The sequence below is a fragment of the Caulobacter sp. GW821-FHT09B11 genome, from assembly GCF_059418205.1.
In genome coordinates this window covers 94,183-110,863 of record NZ_JBWKPK010000007.1, presented here as the reverse complement: position 1 = coordinate 110,863, position 16,681 = coordinate 94,183, and the positions used below count along the sequence as shown (strand labels likewise).

14 protein-coding genes are annotated in these 16,681 nt (G+C 68.8%); 8 read left to right on the top strand and 6 right to left on the bottom strand.

The genetic code is table 11. The annotated features are described in order from the left end of the window. The 3 genes from AC07N1_RS07155 to AC07N1_RS07145 form a co-directional block, all read right to left on the bottom strand. Entirely contained in the window at positions 1 to 1,284 is a 1,284-nt protein-coding gene (locus AC07N1_RS07155; RefSeq protein WP_494671163.1) for a NupC/NupG family nucleoside CNT transporter, read from the bottom strand. A 281-nt stretch (positions 1,285 to 1,565) separates the two neighbouring features. Then, entirely contained in the window at positions 1,566 to 2,546 is a 981-nt protein-coding gene (locus AC07N1_RS07150) for an EF-hand domain-containing protein (RefSeq protein ID WP_494671162.1), read from the bottom strand. Between the two features lie 386 nt (positions 2,547 to 2,932). Next, positions 2,933 to 5,005, bottom strand: coding sequence for a S46 family peptidase (locus AC07N1_RS07145; RefSeq protein ID WP_494671161.1), 2,073 nt, complete (start codon positions 5,003 to 5,005; stop codon positions 2,933 to 2,935). A 260-nt stretch (positions 5,006 to 5,265) separates the two neighbouring features. Here AC07N1_RS07145 and AC07N1_RS07140 point away from each other — a divergent pair, with 260 nt between their 5' ends. From AC07N1_RS07140 to AC07N1_RS07120, 5 genes are all read left to right on the top strand, one after another. Next, positions 5,266 to 6,453 carry an ABC transporter permease gene (locus AC07N1_RS07140; protein WP_494671160.1) on the top strand — a complete coding sequence of 396 codons (1,188 nt, stop codon included), beginning with the start codon at positions 5,266 to 5,268 and terminating at the stop codon, positions 6,451 to 6,453. Continuing rightward, on the top strand, positions 6,450 to 7,202 hold the full coding sequence (locus AC07N1_RS07135) for an ABC transporter ATP-binding protein (RefSeq protein WP_492857196.1): 753 nt from the start codon (positions 6,450 to 6,452) through the stop codon (positions 7,200 to 7,202). The genes AC07N1_RS07140 and AC07N1_RS07135 overlap by 4 nt, the downstream gene beginning before the upstream one ends. A 20-nt stretch (positions 7,203 to 7,222) precedes the next feature. Next, positions 7,223 to 8,233, top strand: coding sequence for an HlyD family secretion protein (locus AC07N1_RS07130; RefSeq protein ID WP_494671159.1), 1,011 nt, complete (start codon positions 7,223 to 7,225; stop codon positions 8,231 to 8,233). A gap of 95 nt (positions 8,234 to 8,328) precedes the next feature. Next, positions 8,329 to 9,237, top strand: coding sequence for an SDR family NAD(P)-dependent oxidoreductase (locus AC07N1_RS07125; RefSeq protein ID WP_487289707.1), 909 nt, complete (start codon positions 8,329 to 8,331; stop codon positions 9,235 to 9,237). Between the two features lie 337 nt (positions 9,238 to 9,574). Next, a complete protein-coding gene (locus AC07N1_RS07120) occupies positions 9,575 to 10,876 on the top strand; it encodes an outer membrane protein transport protein (RefSeq protein WP_494671158.1) in 1,302 nt (433 codons plus the stop codon). A gap of 190 nt (positions 10,877 to 11,066) precedes the next feature. Here the strand turns inward: AC07N1_RS07120 and AC07N1_RS07115 are convergent, their stop codons facing one another. Beyond that, complete coding sequence (locus AC07N1_RS07115) at positions 11,067 to 12,179, bottom strand: Mrp/NBP35 family ATP-binding protein (RefSeq protein ID WP_494671157.1); 1,113 nt, start codon at positions 12,177 to 12,179, stop codon at positions 11,067 to 11,069. Between the two features lie 177 nt (positions 12,180 to 12,356). Between AC07N1_RS07115 and hflK the strand changes: the two genes are divergently transcribed. Together hflK and hflC are read left to right on the top strand one after the other, a co-directional pair. Further along, positions 12,357 to 13,448 carry an FtsH protease activity modulator HflK gene (gene hflK, locus AC07N1_RS07110; protein ID WP_494671156.1) on the top strand — a complete coding sequence of 364 codons (1,092 nt, stop codon included), beginning with the start codon at positions 12,357 to 12,359 and terminating at the stop codon, positions 13,446 to 13,448. After that, entirely contained in the window at positions 13,445 to 14,308 is an 864-nt protein-coding gene (gene hflC / locus AC07N1_RS07105) for a protease modulator HflC (protein ID WP_494671155.1), read from the top strand. The genes hflK and hflC overlap by 4 nt, the downstream gene beginning before the upstream one ends. A 175-nt stretch (positions 14,309 to 14,483) precedes the next feature. Here the strand turns inward: hflC and AC07N1_RS07100 are convergent, their stop codons facing one another. Next, positions 14,484 to 15,002, bottom strand: a complete 519-nt coding sequence (locus tag AC07N1_RS07100) for a group I truncated hemoglobin (protein ID WP_494671154.1) — start codon at positions 15,000 to 15,002, stop codon at positions 14,484 to 14,486. A gap of 12 nt (positions 15,003 to 15,014) precedes the next feature. Next, a complete protein-coding gene (locus AC07N1_RS07095) occupies positions 15,015 to 15,905 on the bottom strand; it encodes a DUF3034 family protein (RefSeq protein ID WP_494671153.1) in 891 nt (296 codons plus the stop codon). A 126-nt stretch (positions 15,906 to 16,031) separates the two neighbouring features. On the opposite strand from AC07N1_RS07095, the gene AC07N1_RS07090 reads away from it, so the two are divergent. Beyond that, complete coding sequence (locus tag AC07N1_RS07090) at positions 16,032 to 16,676, top strand: cupredoxin domain-containing protein (RefSeq protein ID WP_494671152.1); 645 nt, start codon at positions 16,032 to 16,034, stop codon at positions 16,674 to 16,676. Positions 16,677 to 16,681: the final 5 nt, after the last annotated feature.

The following is a 16,681-nucleotide window of genomic DNA, read 5'->3' as shown; positions in this document are numbered from 1 at the left end:
TTACAGCCCGAACAGCGCCCGCGGCATCAGGCCGATCAGCGAGCCGGTCAGGCAGGTGGCCAGGAAGCCGGCCAGCATGGCCTTCCACACCAGGCTCAGCACTTCCTGGCGGCGCTGGGGCACCAGCACCGAGAAGCCAGCGACGTTCATGCCGACCGAGCCGATGTTGGCGAAGCCGCACAGCGCATAGGTCATGATCATCCGCGAGCGCTCGTCCAGCGTGGCCGCGCCGGTCTTGGCCATCTGGATGAAGGCGGTGAACTCGGTGAGGATCAGCTTGGTGCCCAGCAGGCCGCCGGCGGCGCCGGCTTCCTTCCAGGGGATGCCCATCGACCAGGCCAGCGGCGAGAACACCACGCCCAGGCCGCGCGTCAGGCTCAGCGGCTGGCCGCCGATGGCCGGCAGCATGGCCAGGAACTTGTCGAGCATGGTGGCCAGGGCCACGAAGACGATCAGGGTCGCGCCGACGTTCAGCGCGATCTGCAGGCCGTCGGTGGTGCCCTTCATGACGGCGTCGATCGCGCTGCCGTAGGTCTTGTCTTCGGCGGCCAGGTCCAGGTCGCCGCCCTTTTCCAGCGGATCCGACGGCACGACGATGCGGGCCAGCAGCACGCCGGCCGGGGCCGAGATGATCGAGGCGGTCAGCACGTGGGCCGCGGCGTTGGGCAGAACGTCGGCCAGGATGGTGGCGTAGGCCACCATGGTCGAGCCGCTGACGCAGGCCATGCCGACCGTGATCAGCATGAAGAGTTCCGAGCGGGAGAGCTTGTCGAGATAGGCGCGAATGAAGATCGGGCCTTCGATCTGGCCCATGAAGATGGTGGCGGCGGTGGCCAGGGCCGGCGGGCCGCGCAGGCCCAGGGTCTTCTGGAACACGAAGCCGAAGCCTTGGGCGGCCCACTTCAGGATCTTCCAGTGCCACAGCAGCGCCGACAGGGCGCAGACCACCAGGATCACCGGCATGACGCGGAAGGCGAAGATGAAGCCCGCGCCCGGGTTGCTCACCGGATAGGGCTGGTCGCCGCCGGCCAGGAAGCCGAACACGAAGGCCGTGCCGGCCTGGGTGGAGGCGCCGAGGCCCTCGACCGCGCCGTTGACGCCGCGCAGCATCTGCTGGGCCTGAGGCAGGCCGAACAGCAGGACGACCAGGCCGACCTGAATGATCAGGGCGCCGACGGCCAGCACCCACGGGAAGCGCTTGCGGTTTTCGGAGACGAGCCAGCACAGGCCCAGGGTGAGCGCCAGACCGGCGAGGGCCTGGACGTTCTCAGGACGGAAAAGCAAGACGGCAGAACCTTGAATTATGAAGCGACGCCCCCGCGACGCCGACCAAGGGGCCAGTTTGTCCAACACAAGCGCGCCCGGCGCAAGCGGCTTGCTTAACCTTTGGCTTGGCGAGGGCCGGCGCCTGTCGGGCGAGCGACGGGCGTCAATATCAAGTCACCGCCCCCTTCCCGCTCGATGGGGGAAGGGCGGGGATGGGGGTGACGCGGCGGTTCGGCCGGCAAGGCCCGAGCCACCCCCGCCCAACCCTCCCCCATCAAGGGGGAGGGTTTTCAGTCCGATCAGGCGGCGATGTTCACCGACTGGGTCGTGGTCGAGCTGTTGGAGCTGCTGCTCGAGCTGTCGCCGCTGGCGTCGGCCAGCTGCTGCAGCAGCTTCTGCATCATGTCCGAGGCCAGGCTCGAGCTCGACAGCGTGCTGGCGAGGGTCGAGCTGGAGTCGTCGCTCGAATCCGACGCCTGCTTCAGCAGGCTGGCGAACTCGTCGCCCGACAGGCTGCCGTCGCCGTCCGAGTCGGCCGACGAGATCAGCGAGGAAGCGGCCGAGGTCGCATCCGCGCTGTCGGCGCTGTCGGTATAGGCGGCGGCCAGTTCGGCGGCCGAGACGGTGCCGTCCTCGTTGGTGTCGAGGCTGTCGAACACCTCGCTGGAGCTGGAGGCTCCGCCGGAGCCGGACGCACCGCCGCCGCCACCGCCACCGCCGCCTTCACTGCTCGCGCTTTCAGACGGCGGCGGTCCGGGCGGCGGGCCGCCCATCTGGCCGGGGCCGCCCGAAGCCTGGGCCAGGGCCGCGAACTCGTCGCCCGACAGCGAGCCGTCGCCGTCGGTGTCGCCGTCGGAGATCAGGCTCTCGACGGCCGACGACACGTCGTCCGACTCGCCCAGGGCGCTGCTGAGGGCCGTGGTCAGCTCGTCGGTCGACAGGGTACCGTCGGCGTCGGTGTCGAGGGACTCAAAGCCCCCCTGCCCCCCGCTCATGCCCTGAGGACCACTCATTCCCCCCATCTGGCCCATGCCGCCTTCCTGCATGGAAAGCAGCGAGCCGAGGGTTTCTGAGCTGAAACTTTCGCCGCTGGAGCCTTGCGAGCTCATGGCCGGCGGGGGCGGCGGCGGGGGTGAACCGCTGCCGACCTGCATTTCTTGCCCAGCGGACGAGCCGCTGGACGATGACGTCGCGCTGGCCGCGGACGTCGTTGAGGAGCTGCGCATCGACTGCAGCAGCTGCTGCATGATCGAGGAACTGCTCAGGCTGGAAACGCTCAAGGCGATTTCTCCTGGTGCCGGTGGACGCGCACGAAGCGCGAGAAACGCGCGCCCTTGCCCCGGGCGCGCTCCGACACCAGCGAAAAACATTCCACATTTCAGCATGTTGCAGAGGTGAAATGCGGATTCGAGAAAGTGGGGAGGAACGACGGTCGCTAGAGAGACCCCCCATCCGTAAAATCCCCGCGAAAGCGGGGACCCAGGTGTTTTATCGTCGAGCGCCGCGGGTTGCAGAAAAAGCCTGGGTCCCCGCTTTCGCGGGGATTTTACGGGGAGAGGTGTCCGCCCCCTTGGAACGCAAAACGCCGCGACAGCGGGTCGGCTGTCGCGGCGTCCTGTTTCTCAGAAACCCTTCCCCACCTCCGTAAAGGGGAGAGGGATCAGGATCACTTCCCGGAGACCAGTTCCTTCACCAGCGCGTCGCGGCCGTAGACCTTGGTCAGGGCCTCGGTGATCGCCGCCGTCGAGACCACCACGGTGCGGTTGATCGCGCCGTCATAGCCGAAAGCGCCGCCCAGCGAGTGGATGTTGCCGTCGAAGGCGGCCCCGATCACCCGGCCCTTGGCGTCGATCACCGGCGAGCCGGAATTGCCGCCGATGATGTCGTTGGTGGTGACGTAGTCGTAGACCGTCTTGGGGTTCAGCTTGTCCTTGGCGGCGATCCAGCGCGGCGCGGCCTCGAAGGGCTCGGCGCCGGTGATGCGGTCGTAGAAGCCGGCGAAGTCGGTGAAGGGCGTGATCGTGCGGCCGCGATGGGTCCAGCCGGCGACCTTGCCGTACGACAGGCGCAGGGAGAACGTCGCGTCCGGATAGACGCTGTCGCCCAGCACCGCGAAGCGGGCCTTGGCGATGCGCTCGGCCGCCGCGTCGGTCGGCGCCGTGACGGTGGCCTCGTAGGTCTTGCGCACCTCGCGGCCCGCGCCTTCGGTCTTCAGCACGAACTGGATCATCGGGTCGTCCGAGGCCTGGACGGCGGCCAGGCCCCCGTCCCACAGCGCCTTGCGCACGGCCGGATCGGCCAGCTTGCTGCCGGCGACCAGGCGAGCCGACAGGCCCTCGGGGCTTTCCTTGACCAGCAGCAGCTTCACGGCCGGGGCGTCGGCGGTCAGGTATTCGCGGGTCTTCAGCAGCCAGTGCTCAAGATAGAGCTGCTCCAGCGGCGCATCGACGGTGCGGTTGTCCAGCAGGCGCTTTTCGGCGAGCGGCAGGCGGGTGTCGGCATATTCCGGCAGGCGCTCGGCCGAGGGCTTGGCGCGCTCCTGAGCGCCGCGCACCAGCGTGCGGGCGTAGCCGTAGAGGTCCGAACCGCCGCCGGCCGAGGTCTCCAGCTGGCGCATGGCCACGAACTGGTCGGCCAGGGAAACTTGCGCCTTGTCGATCTCGCCCCACGGGTCGCCGATCTCGGCCGACAGCTTGGGATCGGCGACGACCTTGGCCCTCAGGTCGGTTTCGGCGGCGCGCTTGGCGTCCATGAATTTCTTGTCGCTGAGCACGAACTGCTGGCCGAAGAACACCTTGAAGCTGTTCTCCACCCCGGCCAGCGGCTGGTTGGCGATGCGCTTGTTCTCTTCGTTCTGCTCGCCGAACTGGATCAGGCGGCCGCGCATCTCCGAGCGCTGCAGCTGGCCGACCGGGATGATCAGGTCGCGGTTGGTCTCCAGCTGCGAGACCGTCAACTGGCGCTGGGTGGTGCCCGGATTGCCGGCCACGAAGGTCGGCTCGCCCTCGACCGGGGCGGTGGCGCGCCAGGTCAGGTGGCTGGGCGTCACGGCCGGCTTGCCGTCCTCGTACAGGCGCAGGAAGGCGCTATCGAGGTTGAAGCGCGGGAAGTTGAAGTTGTCCGGATCGCCGCCGAAGAAGGCCGTGGCGTATTCCGGCGCGAACACCAGGCGCACGTCGGCGTAGCGGCGGTACTTGTACACCTTGTACTGGCCGCCGCGGTAGAAGCTGATGGTCTGGCAGCGCAGGGTCTTGTCCTGGCCGCAGGCGGCCAGCTCGGCGGTGGCGAAGGCCGCGTCGCGCGCCTTGACGAAGTCCTGGCCGGTCTTGCCCGCGCCCGCGGCCTTCACCTGGTCGGTGACGTCGACGATCGACAGCAGCACCTCGGCCTGCATCCCCGCGCACTTCAGCTCTTCCTCGCGCGCGCCGGTCAGGAAGCCGTCCTTGACGTAGTCCTTGCCTTCGCTCGACAGCGACTGGCTGCAGTCGGCCACGCAATGGTTGTTGGTCAAGACGAGGCCCTGCCCCGACACCACCGAGGCCGAGCAGCCGGTGGTCAGGCGCACGGCCGAGGCGCGCACGGTGTCGAGCCACTTCTGGTCGATATCGACGCCGTAGGTCTGCTTGACCTTGGCCGAGGGGAAGTTGTCGAAGGTCCACATCCCCTCGTCGGCCTGGGCGGCGCCGGCGGCCGCGAACGAGAGCACCAGGGCCGAGGCGGCCAGAGTCGAAATCTTCATGAGGCGTCCTTTCCTAACGCGTGTCCCTGACGCGGATGATTACCTGGGCGTCGCCGATGCCGATACCGGCGTACAATATAACAGTTCATAGCCAAGCCGAACCGCCGCCGCCAGCCCTGTTTCGGATGTCGGCGTGCCGACGCAACAAACGTGCTCGCGCACGGCGTTTCATCGAAGGGATTTAGCTTACCCCGATTTAACTTGGCCGGACGGCGATCCCGCTGTTCTTCTACAACCGTGAATTGGGGGAGCGGTCCGTAATGTCGTTGGCCTTGGCCACGTTGCTGTACGAGTGGCGTCGATACATGGCGGCCGTCGTCGCCCTGGCCTTCTCGGGCCTGCTGGTGCTGGCGCAGGTCGGCATGTTCGTCGGCATCGGCAAGGGCTTCACCGCCCAGATCGACCGCGCCCGCGCCGACATCATGGTGCTGGGCCCCGGCGCCAAGGCGCTGTTCGGCGGCCCCTCGGGCCTGCCCCGCCGGATGATCCCGCTGGTCTACAGCCACCCCGAGGTGATCCAAGTCGCCCCGCTCGACGGTTCGGGCGGCCGCTTCCAGAACATCCTGTCGCCGGAAGAGCAGGCCAAGGCCGAGGCCCGCGCCAAGCGCGGCGAAAAGGGCGGCAGCGCCCGCAAGACCGAGTTCGTCAACGTCACCGTCATCGACGCCATTCCCGGCTACGTGACCGTGCCGACCGACTACACCAGCTCGATGATCGAGGCCCTGCGCCGTCCCTACGCCGTGGCCGTCGACCAGACGGCGCTCAAGCGCCTGGGCGTCAAGAAGGGCGACAAGGCTCTCTACAACGGCAAGACCATCACCATCGGCGTGGTCACCACCGGCTATCCCAACATCATCCAGCCCACCCTGGTGATGTCGCGCGACACCCTGCGCATGCTGGGCGAGGCCGACACCGGCCAGCGCGTCGGCCCGCTGATGGTGCAGATCCGCGACCCGGCCCACGCCGAGGTCGTCGCCGCCCAGCTCAACAAGAAGGCCGACGGCAAGTTCCGCGCCTGGACCCGCCAGGAACTGGCCGACGCCAATTCCGGGGCCATGCTGGAGGATCAGATCATCGGCATCATGCTGGGCTTCTCGGCGTTCCTGGGCCTGCTGATCGGCGTGGCCATCACCTGGCAGACCCTGCGCGGGGCGATCATGGCCAACATCAAGGAATTCGCCTCCCTGCGGGCCCTGGGCGTCTCCATGGGCGACCTGCGCAACATCGTCATGGAGCTGTCCTTCTGGGTCGGGATCGTCGGCGTGTTCGCCGCGGGCCTGCTGACCTGGCTGGTCAGCCTGCTGGCCGTCGCCGGCGGCGTGCCGATGTACTTCCCGCCGGTGCTGGTCGCGGTGGTCGCCGTCTTCCTCGTCGTCATCGCCATGCTGTCGGGCTTCCTGTCGCTCGGCGTCCTCAAGAACAGCCAACCCGCGGACCTGCTGCGATGAGCGGAAACAACAACGCCCACAAGCGCGGCGAGACCGCCCTGGCCGCCAAGGGCCTGGTCAAGCGGTTCAAGACCGGCCGCACCTTCATCGAGGTGCTCAAGGGGGTCGACTTCAACGCCCGCCACGGCGACGTGACCATGGTCATGGGTCCCTCGGGCTCTGGCAAATCCACCCTGGTGGCGGCGCTGTCGGGCCTGCTCAAGCCCGACGAAGGCCACGTCTCGGCGCTGGAGGCCGACGACCTGTGGGCGCTGCCGCCCGGCCGCATCGACCGCTTCCGCCTGGATCACTGCGGCTTCATCTTCCAGGGCTTCAACCTCTTCCCCGCCCTCACCGCCAAGCAGCAGGTGATGACGGTGCTGAAGTACCAGGACGTCGGCCCCGGCGAGGCCGCCCGCCGCGCCCAGGCGGCGCTGGAGTCCGTGGGCCTTGGCCCCCGCGTCAACCAGCGCCCGTCCGAGCTGTCGGGCGGCGAGAAGCAGCGCGTGGCCATCGCACGCGCCCTCGCCAAGAACCCCAATCTGATCTTCGCCGACGAACCGACCTCCGCCCTAGATGGCAAGAGCGGCGAGACGGTGATCAAGCTGCTGCGCGCCGCCGCCACCGAGCGCGGCGCGGCGGTGATCTGCGTGACCCACGACCCGCGGCTCGAGGCTTATGCCGACCGCGTCATCCACATCGAAGACGGCCGGATCCTGGACGACGTGCGCCGCACGCCGGACGCCGATCCCGCGCCGCTCAGCCACTGATTTCCCGGGGGAAGTTCCACATGCCCAGGTTCCTGCGCCGTCCGGCCTTCTGGATCGTCATCGTTGTCATCGGCCTGCTCGGCGGCGGCTTCTTCTATGTGAAGGGCCAGGCCGCGGAGAAAAAGAAGAAGCTCGAGGTCGCCGCCGCCCAGGAGGAGCCCTCCCCCTACGCGGCCATCGCCAACGGCAAGGCCGACGTCGAGGGCGGCGTGATCCAGGTGGCCGCGCGCCGCCAGGGCATCGTGCGCCAGGTCTTCGTTCAGGAAGGCGACGTCGTGGTCGCCGGCCAGCCGCTGGCCAAGCAGGAGGACGACGAGCCGCGCCTGGCCGCCCAGACCGCCGCCGCTAACCTGGCCTCGGCCCGCGCCCAGTTGGCCCTGCACCAGGTGCAGCTGCGCACCGCCCAGCGCGAGTACAAGCGCCTGCAGAACCTGTCGGCCTCCAACTTCGTCGCCGCCCAGCGCCTCGACCAGGCCAGCGACCAGATCGCCCAGGCCCAGGCCAATATCGGCGCCCAGCAGGCCGCCATCGCCGTTGCGACGGCTCAAGTCGGCCAAGCCAACTTCACCCAGGAGCTGACGGTGATCCGCGCGCCGGCCAACGGCCGCATCGCCCGCCGCTACGCCAATCCCGGCGCCGGCGCCTCGACCCTCAACGTCACCTCGATGTTCGATCTCGAGCCCGACACCCAGCGCATCGTCCGCGCCGAGATCGTCGAGGCCGACCTGCCCAACGTGAAGCCCGGTCAGGAGGTCGAGATCCAGCCCGAGAGCGACCCCGACAAGGTCTATGTCGGCCGCGTCCTGCGCCGCGCCGCCGTCTTCGGCGCCCGCAAGCTGGCCTCCGACGACCCCAGCCAGCGCAGCGACGAACGCGTCGTCGAGGTCGTGGTCAGCGCCGACGGCGCCCCGCTGCTGGTCGGCCAGCGCGTGCTGGTGAAGTTCATGAAGCCCGGCAAGAAGGCGGGCGCCAAACGCGACAAGCCGACCGCTCCCGTGGCCGGCGGCCTGACCAAGCCGAAGAAGAGCTGATCACGGAGACCCAAGGCGGGGGCGCCCTTGACGCCCCTGCCCCGCCGCCGCACAAACGCGCGAAACCAAACACGCGTTTGAGGGAGACTTAGGGCATGGCGGACGACATTCGCTTCGACGGTCAGGTGGCGATCGTCACGGGCGCGGGCGGCGGGCTCGGGCGTCAGCACGCCCTGGAGCTGGCTCGGCGCGGGGCCAAGGTGGTGGTCAACGACCTGGGCGGCAGCGTCGACGGCTCGGGCGGTTCGTCCGACGCGGCCAAGGCCGTGGTCGCCGAGATCGAGGCCTTCGGCGGTCAGGCCATCGCCCACGGTGCCTCGGTGACCGACGACGCCGGCGTCGCCGACCTCGTGAAGACCACGATCGACACCTGGGGCCGCATCGACATCCTGGTCGCCAACGCCGGCATCCTGCGCGACAAGACCCTGACCAAGATGGAGCTGGCCGACTTCGAGGCCGTGATCCAGGTCCACGTCTTCGGCACCTTCAAGCCGATCAAGGCCGTGTGGGACATCATGAAGGCCCAGAACTACGGCCGCATCGTCGTCACCACCTCGTCCTCGGGCATGTACGGCAACTTCGGCCAGTCCAACTACGGCGCGGCCAAGATGGCGGTGCTGGGCCTGATGAACACGCTGAAGCTCGAAGGCGCCAAGAACAACGTCAAGATCAACGCCATCAGCCCCGTGGCCGCCACCCGCATGACCGAAGGCCTGATGCCGCCGGAAGTGCTGGAGAAGCTGAAGCCGGAATACGTGACCCCCGGCGTCGTCTACCTGGTGTCGGAAGACGCCCCGACCGGCGCGATCCTGACCGCCGGGGCCGGCGCCTTCGCCCTGTCGCGGATCTTCGAGACCGAGGGCGTCTATCTGGGCGAAGGCGGGCTGTCGGCCGAGGAAGTCCGCGACAGCTGGGAGCAGATCACCGCCGAACCGGGCCAGCAGGCCTATTTCAACGGCGGCGAGCAGGGCCAGAAGTTCTTCAGGAAGCTCGCCGGCGGCTGAAGCTTCCCCAAGGTAAAGCACGATGGCGCGGGCGCGGGATCCAGGTCTCGCGCCCGTCGCTTTTCAAAGCTGACAAAACCGTCAAAAGAGCGCCGTTCGCGATTTAGGCGAATACATGGCTTTACCTAAGGGAAGGCAGCATTTCTGACGTAACGGCGAATAGAGTGAGGCCTAAAAGCCGCCATTTCTTTGACGCGATGAACAAAATTCACCGCGAAGCGAATAAATAGCAACGTTTTTTGAAAAGATCAGTTAGAGGCGACGGCAACCTCCAGCGCTGCAAGGCGTTTGGCGGACCGAATAGCCTCCCCAAGCTCCCTTAGAAGGTGCGTCAGTCATGTCTCTCTCGCGTAAGATCCTCGCCGCCAGCGCGGCCGTCGTCGCCCTCGCCGCCGCCTCGCAAGCCTCGGCCTCGGGCTTCTACCTGCAGGAACAATCGGTCCGCGGTTCGGGCCGCGCCTATTCGGGCGAAGTCGCCGACACCGGCGCCGCCAGCCTGTGGTGGAACCCCGCCGCCATCGCCAGCGTCGAGCACGCCGAAGTCTACGGCGGCCTGCACGCCATCCTCGTGAACTCGGACGTCAAGAACACCGGTTCGACCATCACCCGTCCGGGCCAGGCGACCACCGCCATCAGCGGCGAAACCCGCGAAAGCAACCCGATCCTGAACGGCCTGCTGCCGAACTTCGCCGGCGCCTGGCGCCTGAACGACAAGATCGTCGTCGGCCTGTCGACCGCCGCCCCGTACAACTTCACCACCAAGTACGGTGAAGGCAACTTCGCCCGCTACGACGCCCTGAAGTCGCGCCTGACCTCGATCGACATCCAGGGCACGGTGGCCTACCGCCTGACCGACCAGATCGACCTGGGCGTCGGCGTCAGCGCCGAATACGCCGATGCGAACCTGACCAACGCCCTGCCGCAGATCTCGCCGCTGCTGGCCGACACCGGCCGCCAGTCGCTGACCGGCGACGGTTGGGACTACGGCTGGACCGTCGGCGCCCAGTACCGCCCGGTCTCGACCCTGTCGATCGGCGCCAGCTACCGCTCGAAGATCGAACACACCCTGAAGGGCGAGATCGGCATCTCGGGCCTGGGCAGCCTGCTGGCCGCCCAGAACGGGACCTACGCCGGTGAAGCCACCATCACCACCCCGTGGATGGCCACCCTGGGCGCCCGCTGGGCCGTGACCCCGAAGACCACGCTGAACGCCTCGGTCAGCCGCATCGGCTGGAGCGAGTTCGACGCCATCCGCGTCACCCGCGCAGCCGGCACCACCGTGATCGACCAAGACTACAAGGACATCACGACCATCGCCATCGGCGTCGATCACCAGCTGACCCCGCGCCTGACACTGCGCGGCGGCGTCCAGAAGGACCCGACCCCGACCCCGGAAAACGGCCGCACCGCCCGCGTGCCGGACGGCGACCGCATGCTCTACGCCGTCGGCGCCACCTGGGCCGCCAAGCCGAACCTGATGCTCGACTTCGGCGCCAGCTACATCGACTTCGACAAGGCCGTGATCACCCGCACCGACGTCTCGTACGCCGGCACCGCCGCGGCCACCACGACCGTCCTGAAGGGCGAAGCCACCGGTTCGGGCGCCGTGCTCTCGACCGGCGTCCGCTGGACCTTCTAAGGCTCTCCAGCCTCTGAACACGGAAAGGCCGCCCGGATCGCTCCGGGCGGCCTTTTTCGTTTGTTCGGGTGGAAGGCCCCCTCCGGCCCTCCGGGCCACCTCCCCCCAGAGGGGGAGGATCTGGCTGATGCGGCGCTCTTCGAGATGCTCCCCCTCTGGGGGAGCTGTCGCGGAGCGACTGAGGGGGTTTTTAGTCCCGGATGCCTTCCCAGACCGCCTTCGCCGCCTCCACGAACGCCTTGGCCGCCGCGCTGTCCGGCGCGGCCAGCACCACCGGCCGGCCCGCGTCGCCGGCCTCGCGCACGGCCATCTCGATCGGCACCTGGGCCAGCAGCGGCGTCCCCAGGACCTCCGCCTCCGCCACCCCGCCGCCCGAACCGAAGATCGGGATCGGCGCGCCCGTCGCCGGGTCGGCGAAGAAGGCCATGTTCTCGACCAGGCCCAGGATCGGCGTCGCGGTCTTGGCGAACATCGCCGCGGCCCGGCGGGCGTCGATCAGGGCGATCTCCTGCGGAGTGGTGACCAGCACCACGCCGTCGATGCGCAGCTTCTGCACCAGGGTCAGGTGGATGTCGCCGGTGCCCGGCGGCAGGTCGACCACCATCACGTCCAGAGGCTCGGCCTCGGAGCCCCAGGCCACGTCGTGGATCAGCTGGCGCACCGCCGACGAGGCCATCGGCCCGCGCCAGATCATCGCCCTGCCCTCGTCGACCATGAAGCCGATCGACATCAGCTTCACGCCGTGCGCCTCCAGCGGCAGCAGCTTCTTGTCCTCGAAGGTCGGCTCGCCGTCGACGCCCATCATCCGGGGCGCCGAGGGGCCGTAGATGTCGGCGTCCAGCAGCCCGACCTTCAGCCCCAGCCCCGCAAGCGCGCAGGCCAGGTTCGTCGAGACGGTGGACTTGCCCACCCCGCCCTTGCCCGAGGCCACGGCGATCACGTGGCGCACGTGGGCGGGCTTTTCCGAGGCCGGCGGCGGGGCGACCTGAGCCTGCGGGTCGTCGGCCACCCGCGCGCCCTTGCGCACGCGGGTCGTCTCGGCCGGAGCCTGGGCGGTCAGCACCACCTGGGCCCGGGTGATCCCCGGCAGGGCCGCCAGCGCCTTCTCGGCCGCCTCGCGCACCGGCGCGTAGCCGCCCACGCGTGAGGCCGGCACCTCCAGCACGAAACCGGCCTTGCCCTCGCGCACCACCAGCCCCTGCACCAGGCCGGCCTTCACCAGACCCAGCCCCGTGGCCGGATCCTCGATGCGATCGAGGGCCTCGCGGGCGTCATCGGGAGTTGCAGAAGAGCTTGCGGTCACGTCAGTGTCTTGCCTTGTCGCGTGGGGGTCCTCATATCCGCGTGCGGGGTCTGTTTTACAACCCCGCCAGCCAACAAGCCTGAGGAGGTCGCCCCACGGCCTCCGCACCAACAAGCCCAAGGAGGTTGCCCGCAACCTCCGCCAACAAGAACGAGCGACGGGAAGACAGCGCCGCCCATGCCCTGGAACGACAACGCCGGACCCGGCCCCTGGGGCTCGCCCCCGCCGGGCGACGACAAGAACGACGGCGGGCGCAAGCCCGACCCGACACGCCGCCCCTCCGGCCCGCCCGGCGTTCCGCCGCCGCCCATCGACGTCGCCCAACTGGTCGATCGCCTGACCGGCCGCCTGCGCGAGACCTTCGGCGGCCCCGGCCGCGGCAAGGCCTTCGCCCTCGGCGCCGCCGCCGTGGTCGGCCTGTGGCTGGTGTCGGGCGTCTATGTCGTCCAGCCCAACCAGCAGGGCGTGGTCACCACCTTCGGCGCCTACAGCCGCACCAGCGATCCTGGCCTGCGCTATCGCCTGCCCTGGCCCATCGAGGACGTCGAGCGCGTGCCCGTCACGTCGATCCAGACCCTCGACGTCGGCGGCGTGCCCGGCGCGGAAGTTCCCGCCGAGCGCCTGATGCTGACCGGCGACGAGAACATCGTCGACCTTTCCTTCACCATCCAGTGGAGCGTGTCGGACGCCGGCAAGTTCGTGTTCAACGTCCGCGCCCCCGACGCCGTGATCAAGGACGTGGCCGAGAGCGCCATGCGCGAGGTGGTCGGCAAGACCGCCCTCACCCCGATCCTCACCAACGGCCGCGGCCAGGTCGAAAGCCAGACCCGCGCGCTGATGCAGCAGACGCTGGACCGCTACAACATCGGCGTCCGCATCGAGGGCGTCCGCATCCAGGTCGCCACCACCCCCGCCCCGGTGCTCGACGCCTTCCGCGACGTGCAGCGCGCGGCCCAGAACGCCCAGTCGGCGGCCAACATCGCCCGCGGCGAGGCGGCCACCATCATCCAGCAGGCCAAGGGCTACCGCGAGCAGGTGGTGCGCGAGGCCGCCGGCGACGCGGCCCGCTTCAACCAGGTCTACGAGCAGTACAAGCTGGCCCCAGGCGTCACCCGCGAGCGCCTCTACATCGAGACCATGCAGCGCGTGCTGGCCAAGTCCAACAAGGTCATCATCGACAGCAAGGGCGCCAACGCCCCGGTGATCCTGCCGTCCGACACCTTCCGTCCGCGCGTGGCTCCCGCGCCCGTCGAGGGAGCCGCCCGATGAGCCGCGCCATGAGATCTTCCAATCCCAACACCCCGCTGATCGCGGCCAGCGCCACGGCCCTCGCCGCCCTGATCCTGCTGTCGACCACCGTCTACCAGGTCGACCAGCGCCAGCAGGCCCTGGTGGTGCGCTTTGGCGACCCGGTGCGCGTGGTCCTCGACCCAGGTCTCCACCTGAAGGCCCCGATCGACAAGGTGCTGCGCTTCGACAAGCGCAACATCGACATCGCCGCCAACCAGGAAGAGGTCACGGCCGCCGACCAGGAGAAGCTGGTCGTCGACGCCTTCGTCCGCTACCGCATCTCCGATCCGCGCCAGTTCTACCGCAAGCTCGGCCGCGAGAGCGTGGCCCGCGATCGCCTCGACCGCATCGTCAACGCCGCCCTGCGCGAGCAGATCGGTCGGCGGAACTCCGAGGACGTGATCGCCGGCAAGCGCGCCGAGATCATGGCCGACATCCGCACCGAGGTCGCCCGCCAGGTCGCCGGCTCGCAGCTGGGGCTCGAGATCATCGACGTGCGCATCAAGCGGGCCGACCTGCCCGAGCCCAACCAGCAGGCGGTGTTCGAGCGCATGCAGACGGCCCGCAAGCAGGAGGCCGCCGAACTGCGCGCCATCGGCGACCAGCAGCGCCGCGAGATCGTCGCCACCGCCTACGAGGAGGCCGAGAAGATCCGAGGCGAAGCCGACGCCCAGCGCGCCCAGCTGTTCGCCTCCAGCTTCGGCCGCGACCCCTCGTTCGCCGCCTTCTACCGCTCGATGCAGGCCTACGAGCAGTCGCTGGGCCAGGGCGACACGACGCTGGTGCTCTCCCCCGACAGCGCCTTCTTCAAGTACTTCGACAAGGGCCCGGCGGGCTGACCCGTTCCCTCTCCCCTTGCGGGAGAGGGTGGCCTCCCGAAGGGAGGTCGGGTGAGGGGTTGCACGTACAGAAACGCCGCGACAGCCGATCAGCTGTCGCGGCGTTTTCCGTTTGAGAGACCCCTCATCCGTCGGCCTTCGGCCGCCACCTTCTCCCGCAAGGGGAGAAGGAAGCCTACTTCCGCTCCACGGTCTGGCGCGCCATCGGGGCCAGCTTGGCGAGCAGCTTGTTCTGGGCGGCGAAGGGCACGCCTTCCTTGTCCATCGCCCACTGCAGGTTCTCGACCAGGGCGTTGAAGTCGCGAGGCGTGATGCCCTGGTCCTTGTGGGCCGCGGTCATGTCCTTGCCGGTGTAGTCGCAGCCGCCGCCCAGCACGTAGCAGAACTGCTCGGTCAGGGTCCGCTTCAGGCGCACGACGTCGGCGGTGGCGAAGATGTCCTTGATGCGGGGGTCGGCGAGATTGCGGTCGACGAGATCGCTGGTGATCCGGGCCAGGCCTTCGCGGCCGTGGAAGGCCTCGAACACCGCCTTGTCGCTCATCGGCGCCGCGCCGGCGTTGGCGTTGGACTGGACGTAGGGATCGACCGGCTGCTCGCCGGGCGGAACGGCGGCGTCCTGGGCCTGGGCTAGGCCCGAGAAGCCGAGGGCGAAGCCAGCGGCCATGGCCGCGCGGAGGGCGTTGTGGCGGATCATGATCTGGCGCTCCTAGAAGCCGGCCTGCAGCGAGACATAGAGCCCGCGCTGGTCCTTGAAGGTGGCGATGTCGCCCAGGTCGACATAGGCCACGGTCACCGAGACGGTCTTGTTGACGGCGTAGGCGGCGAAGACGTCCACCCAGTCGCTTTCCTTGGCGAAACCCAGGTTGTCGGGCTTGGTGCGGTACTCGGCCCCCAGCGCCAGGCGCTTGCTGACCAGCCAGCCGGCCGAGCCCTCGAACTGGGCCCGATAGCTGTCGTTCCGATCGCCGCCGAAGCCCAGCAGGCCGGTCTGGTTGGCCTTGGTCAGCCGCACGGTTCCGTTGAGCAGCAGGCTCTTGTCGAGCAGCAGCTTGGTGGCCGCCGCATAGTAGTCGACGCCGCTGTCGTCCTCGCCGCCCACGGCCCGCACGATCGCGCCCTGGTCGTTCTTCTTCCACTGGGCGCCGACGGCCACCTGCGGGACCCAGGTGTCCTGGTCATAGACCAGGTCGCCCAGCAGCCGCACCTTCACGCCGACCACGTCCTGCTTGAAGGTGAAGCCCTTGCCGAGGCCCAGCTTCGCCCCCGTCGCCCCGGTGTCGAATTCCTGGCGGGCGAGCGACAGCTCGACCCGGTCGAACAGCCCCACCGCCCCGCCATAGGCGCGCAGTTCGTAGTCGGGCACATCGACATAGGTGGCGTGGACCTTGCCGCCGACGCCGCGCGAGGTCTCGTTGCCGGCGATCACCGCCCAGGTCGACAGGCCGCCGCCCGCGCTTCCCTCCAGGGCGCTGACGCCGCCGGTCAGCAGCAGCTTGCCGCCAGACTCCATCTCGCCGGCCAGGGCCGATCCGCCCCACAGCGCGCCGCCGAGCGTCACGGCGCATCCCGCCAGCGCCGCCGCCTTCGTCCTGCCCATGCCGCCCCGATCCCCGAAATCCATGCGGGCGACGCTAGGGGCAAGACTTTACGCAATCGTTAGAACATCTCGCCTAGGGTTAGACTTCAGCGCTGCGACAATTTGTCCTTCAGCTTCGGGGAAATCATGCGCAAGATCGTCGCCAGCTCGATGAAGATCGCCCCAATACTATTTTCGGTTGCGATTTTCTCGACGCACGCCATGGCGGCGGACCTCACGCTCTCGGTGCGCGGGAGCGACGGCAGGCCCGTGGCCGACGCCGTCGTCACCGTCTATCCGAACGGCCAGCCGGCCAAAGGCCCGATCAAGTTCGACTGGCCCTACCGCGTCGCCCAGCAGAACATCCAGTTCAACCCGTTCGTGCTGATCGTCCCGGCCGGCGCCGAGGTCTCGTTCCCCAACCTCGATAAGGTGCGCCACCACGTCTATTCGTTCTCGGCCGGCAACAAGTTCGAGCTGAAGCTCTACGGTCGCGAGGAGAACCGGGTCGTGCGCATGCCCGCCGTCGGCGTGGCGGCCATCGGCTGCAACATCCACGACCAGATGGTGGGCTTCATCAAGGTGGTCGACACCCAGTACGCCGCCAAGACCGACGCCTCGGGCAAGGCCGTGATCCGCGGCGCGCCGGACGGCCCGGTCGTGGTCAAGGTCTGGCACCCCTATCTGCGCGCGCCCAGGAACGAGAAGACCGTTCCGGTCACCGCCCTGCGCGGCGCGGTCTCGCAGGACGTCTCGATCGAGCTGCGCGCCCCGGCGGCGATGAGCCACTAGGACCG

Coding starts and splice junctions, on each gene's coding strand:
- AC07N1_RS07135 (WP_492857196.1), top strand. CDS start 6,450: ATGAGCGGAAACAACAACGCCCACAAGCGCGGCGAGACCGCCCTGGCC.
- AC07N1_RS07130 (WP_494671159.1), top strand. CDS start 7,223: ATGCCCAGGTTCCTGCGCCGTCCGGCCTTCTGGATCGTCATCGTTGTC.
- AC07N1_RS07125 (WP_487289707.1), top strand. CDS start 8,329: ATGGCGGACGACATTCGCTTCGACGGTCAGGTGGCGATCGTCACGGGC.
- AC07N1_RS07090 (WP_494671152.1), top strand. CDS start 16,032: ATGCGCAAGATCGTCGCCAGCTCGATGAAGATCGCCCCAATACTATTT.
- AC07N1_RS07120 (WP_494671158.1), top strand. CDS start 9,575: ATGTCTCTCTCGCGTAAGATCCTCGCCGCCAGCGCGGCCGTCGTCGCC.
- hflK (WP_494671156.1), top strand. CDS start 12,357: ATGCCCTGGAACGACAACGCCGGACCCGGCCCCTGGGGCTCGCCCCCG.
- AC07N1_RS07145 (WP_494671161.1), bottom strand. CDS start 5,005: ATGAAGATTTCGACTCTGGCCGCCTCGGCCCTGGTGCTCTCGTTCGCG.
- hflC (WP_494671155.1), top strand. CDS start 13,445: ATGAGCCGCGCCATGAGATCTTCCAATCCCAACACCCCGCTGATCGCG.
- AC07N1_RS07100 (WP_494671154.1), bottom strand. CDS start 15,002: ATGATCCGCCACAACGCCCTCCGCGCGGCCATGGCCGCTGGCTTCGCC.
- AC07N1_RS07095 (WP_494671153.1), bottom strand. CDS start 15,905: ATGGGCAGGACGAAGGCGGCGGCGCTGGCGGGATGCGCCGTGACGCTC.
- AC07N1_RS07140 (WP_494671160.1), top strand. CDS start 5,266: ATGTCGTTGGCCTTGGCCACGTTGCTGTACGAGTGGCGTCGATACATG.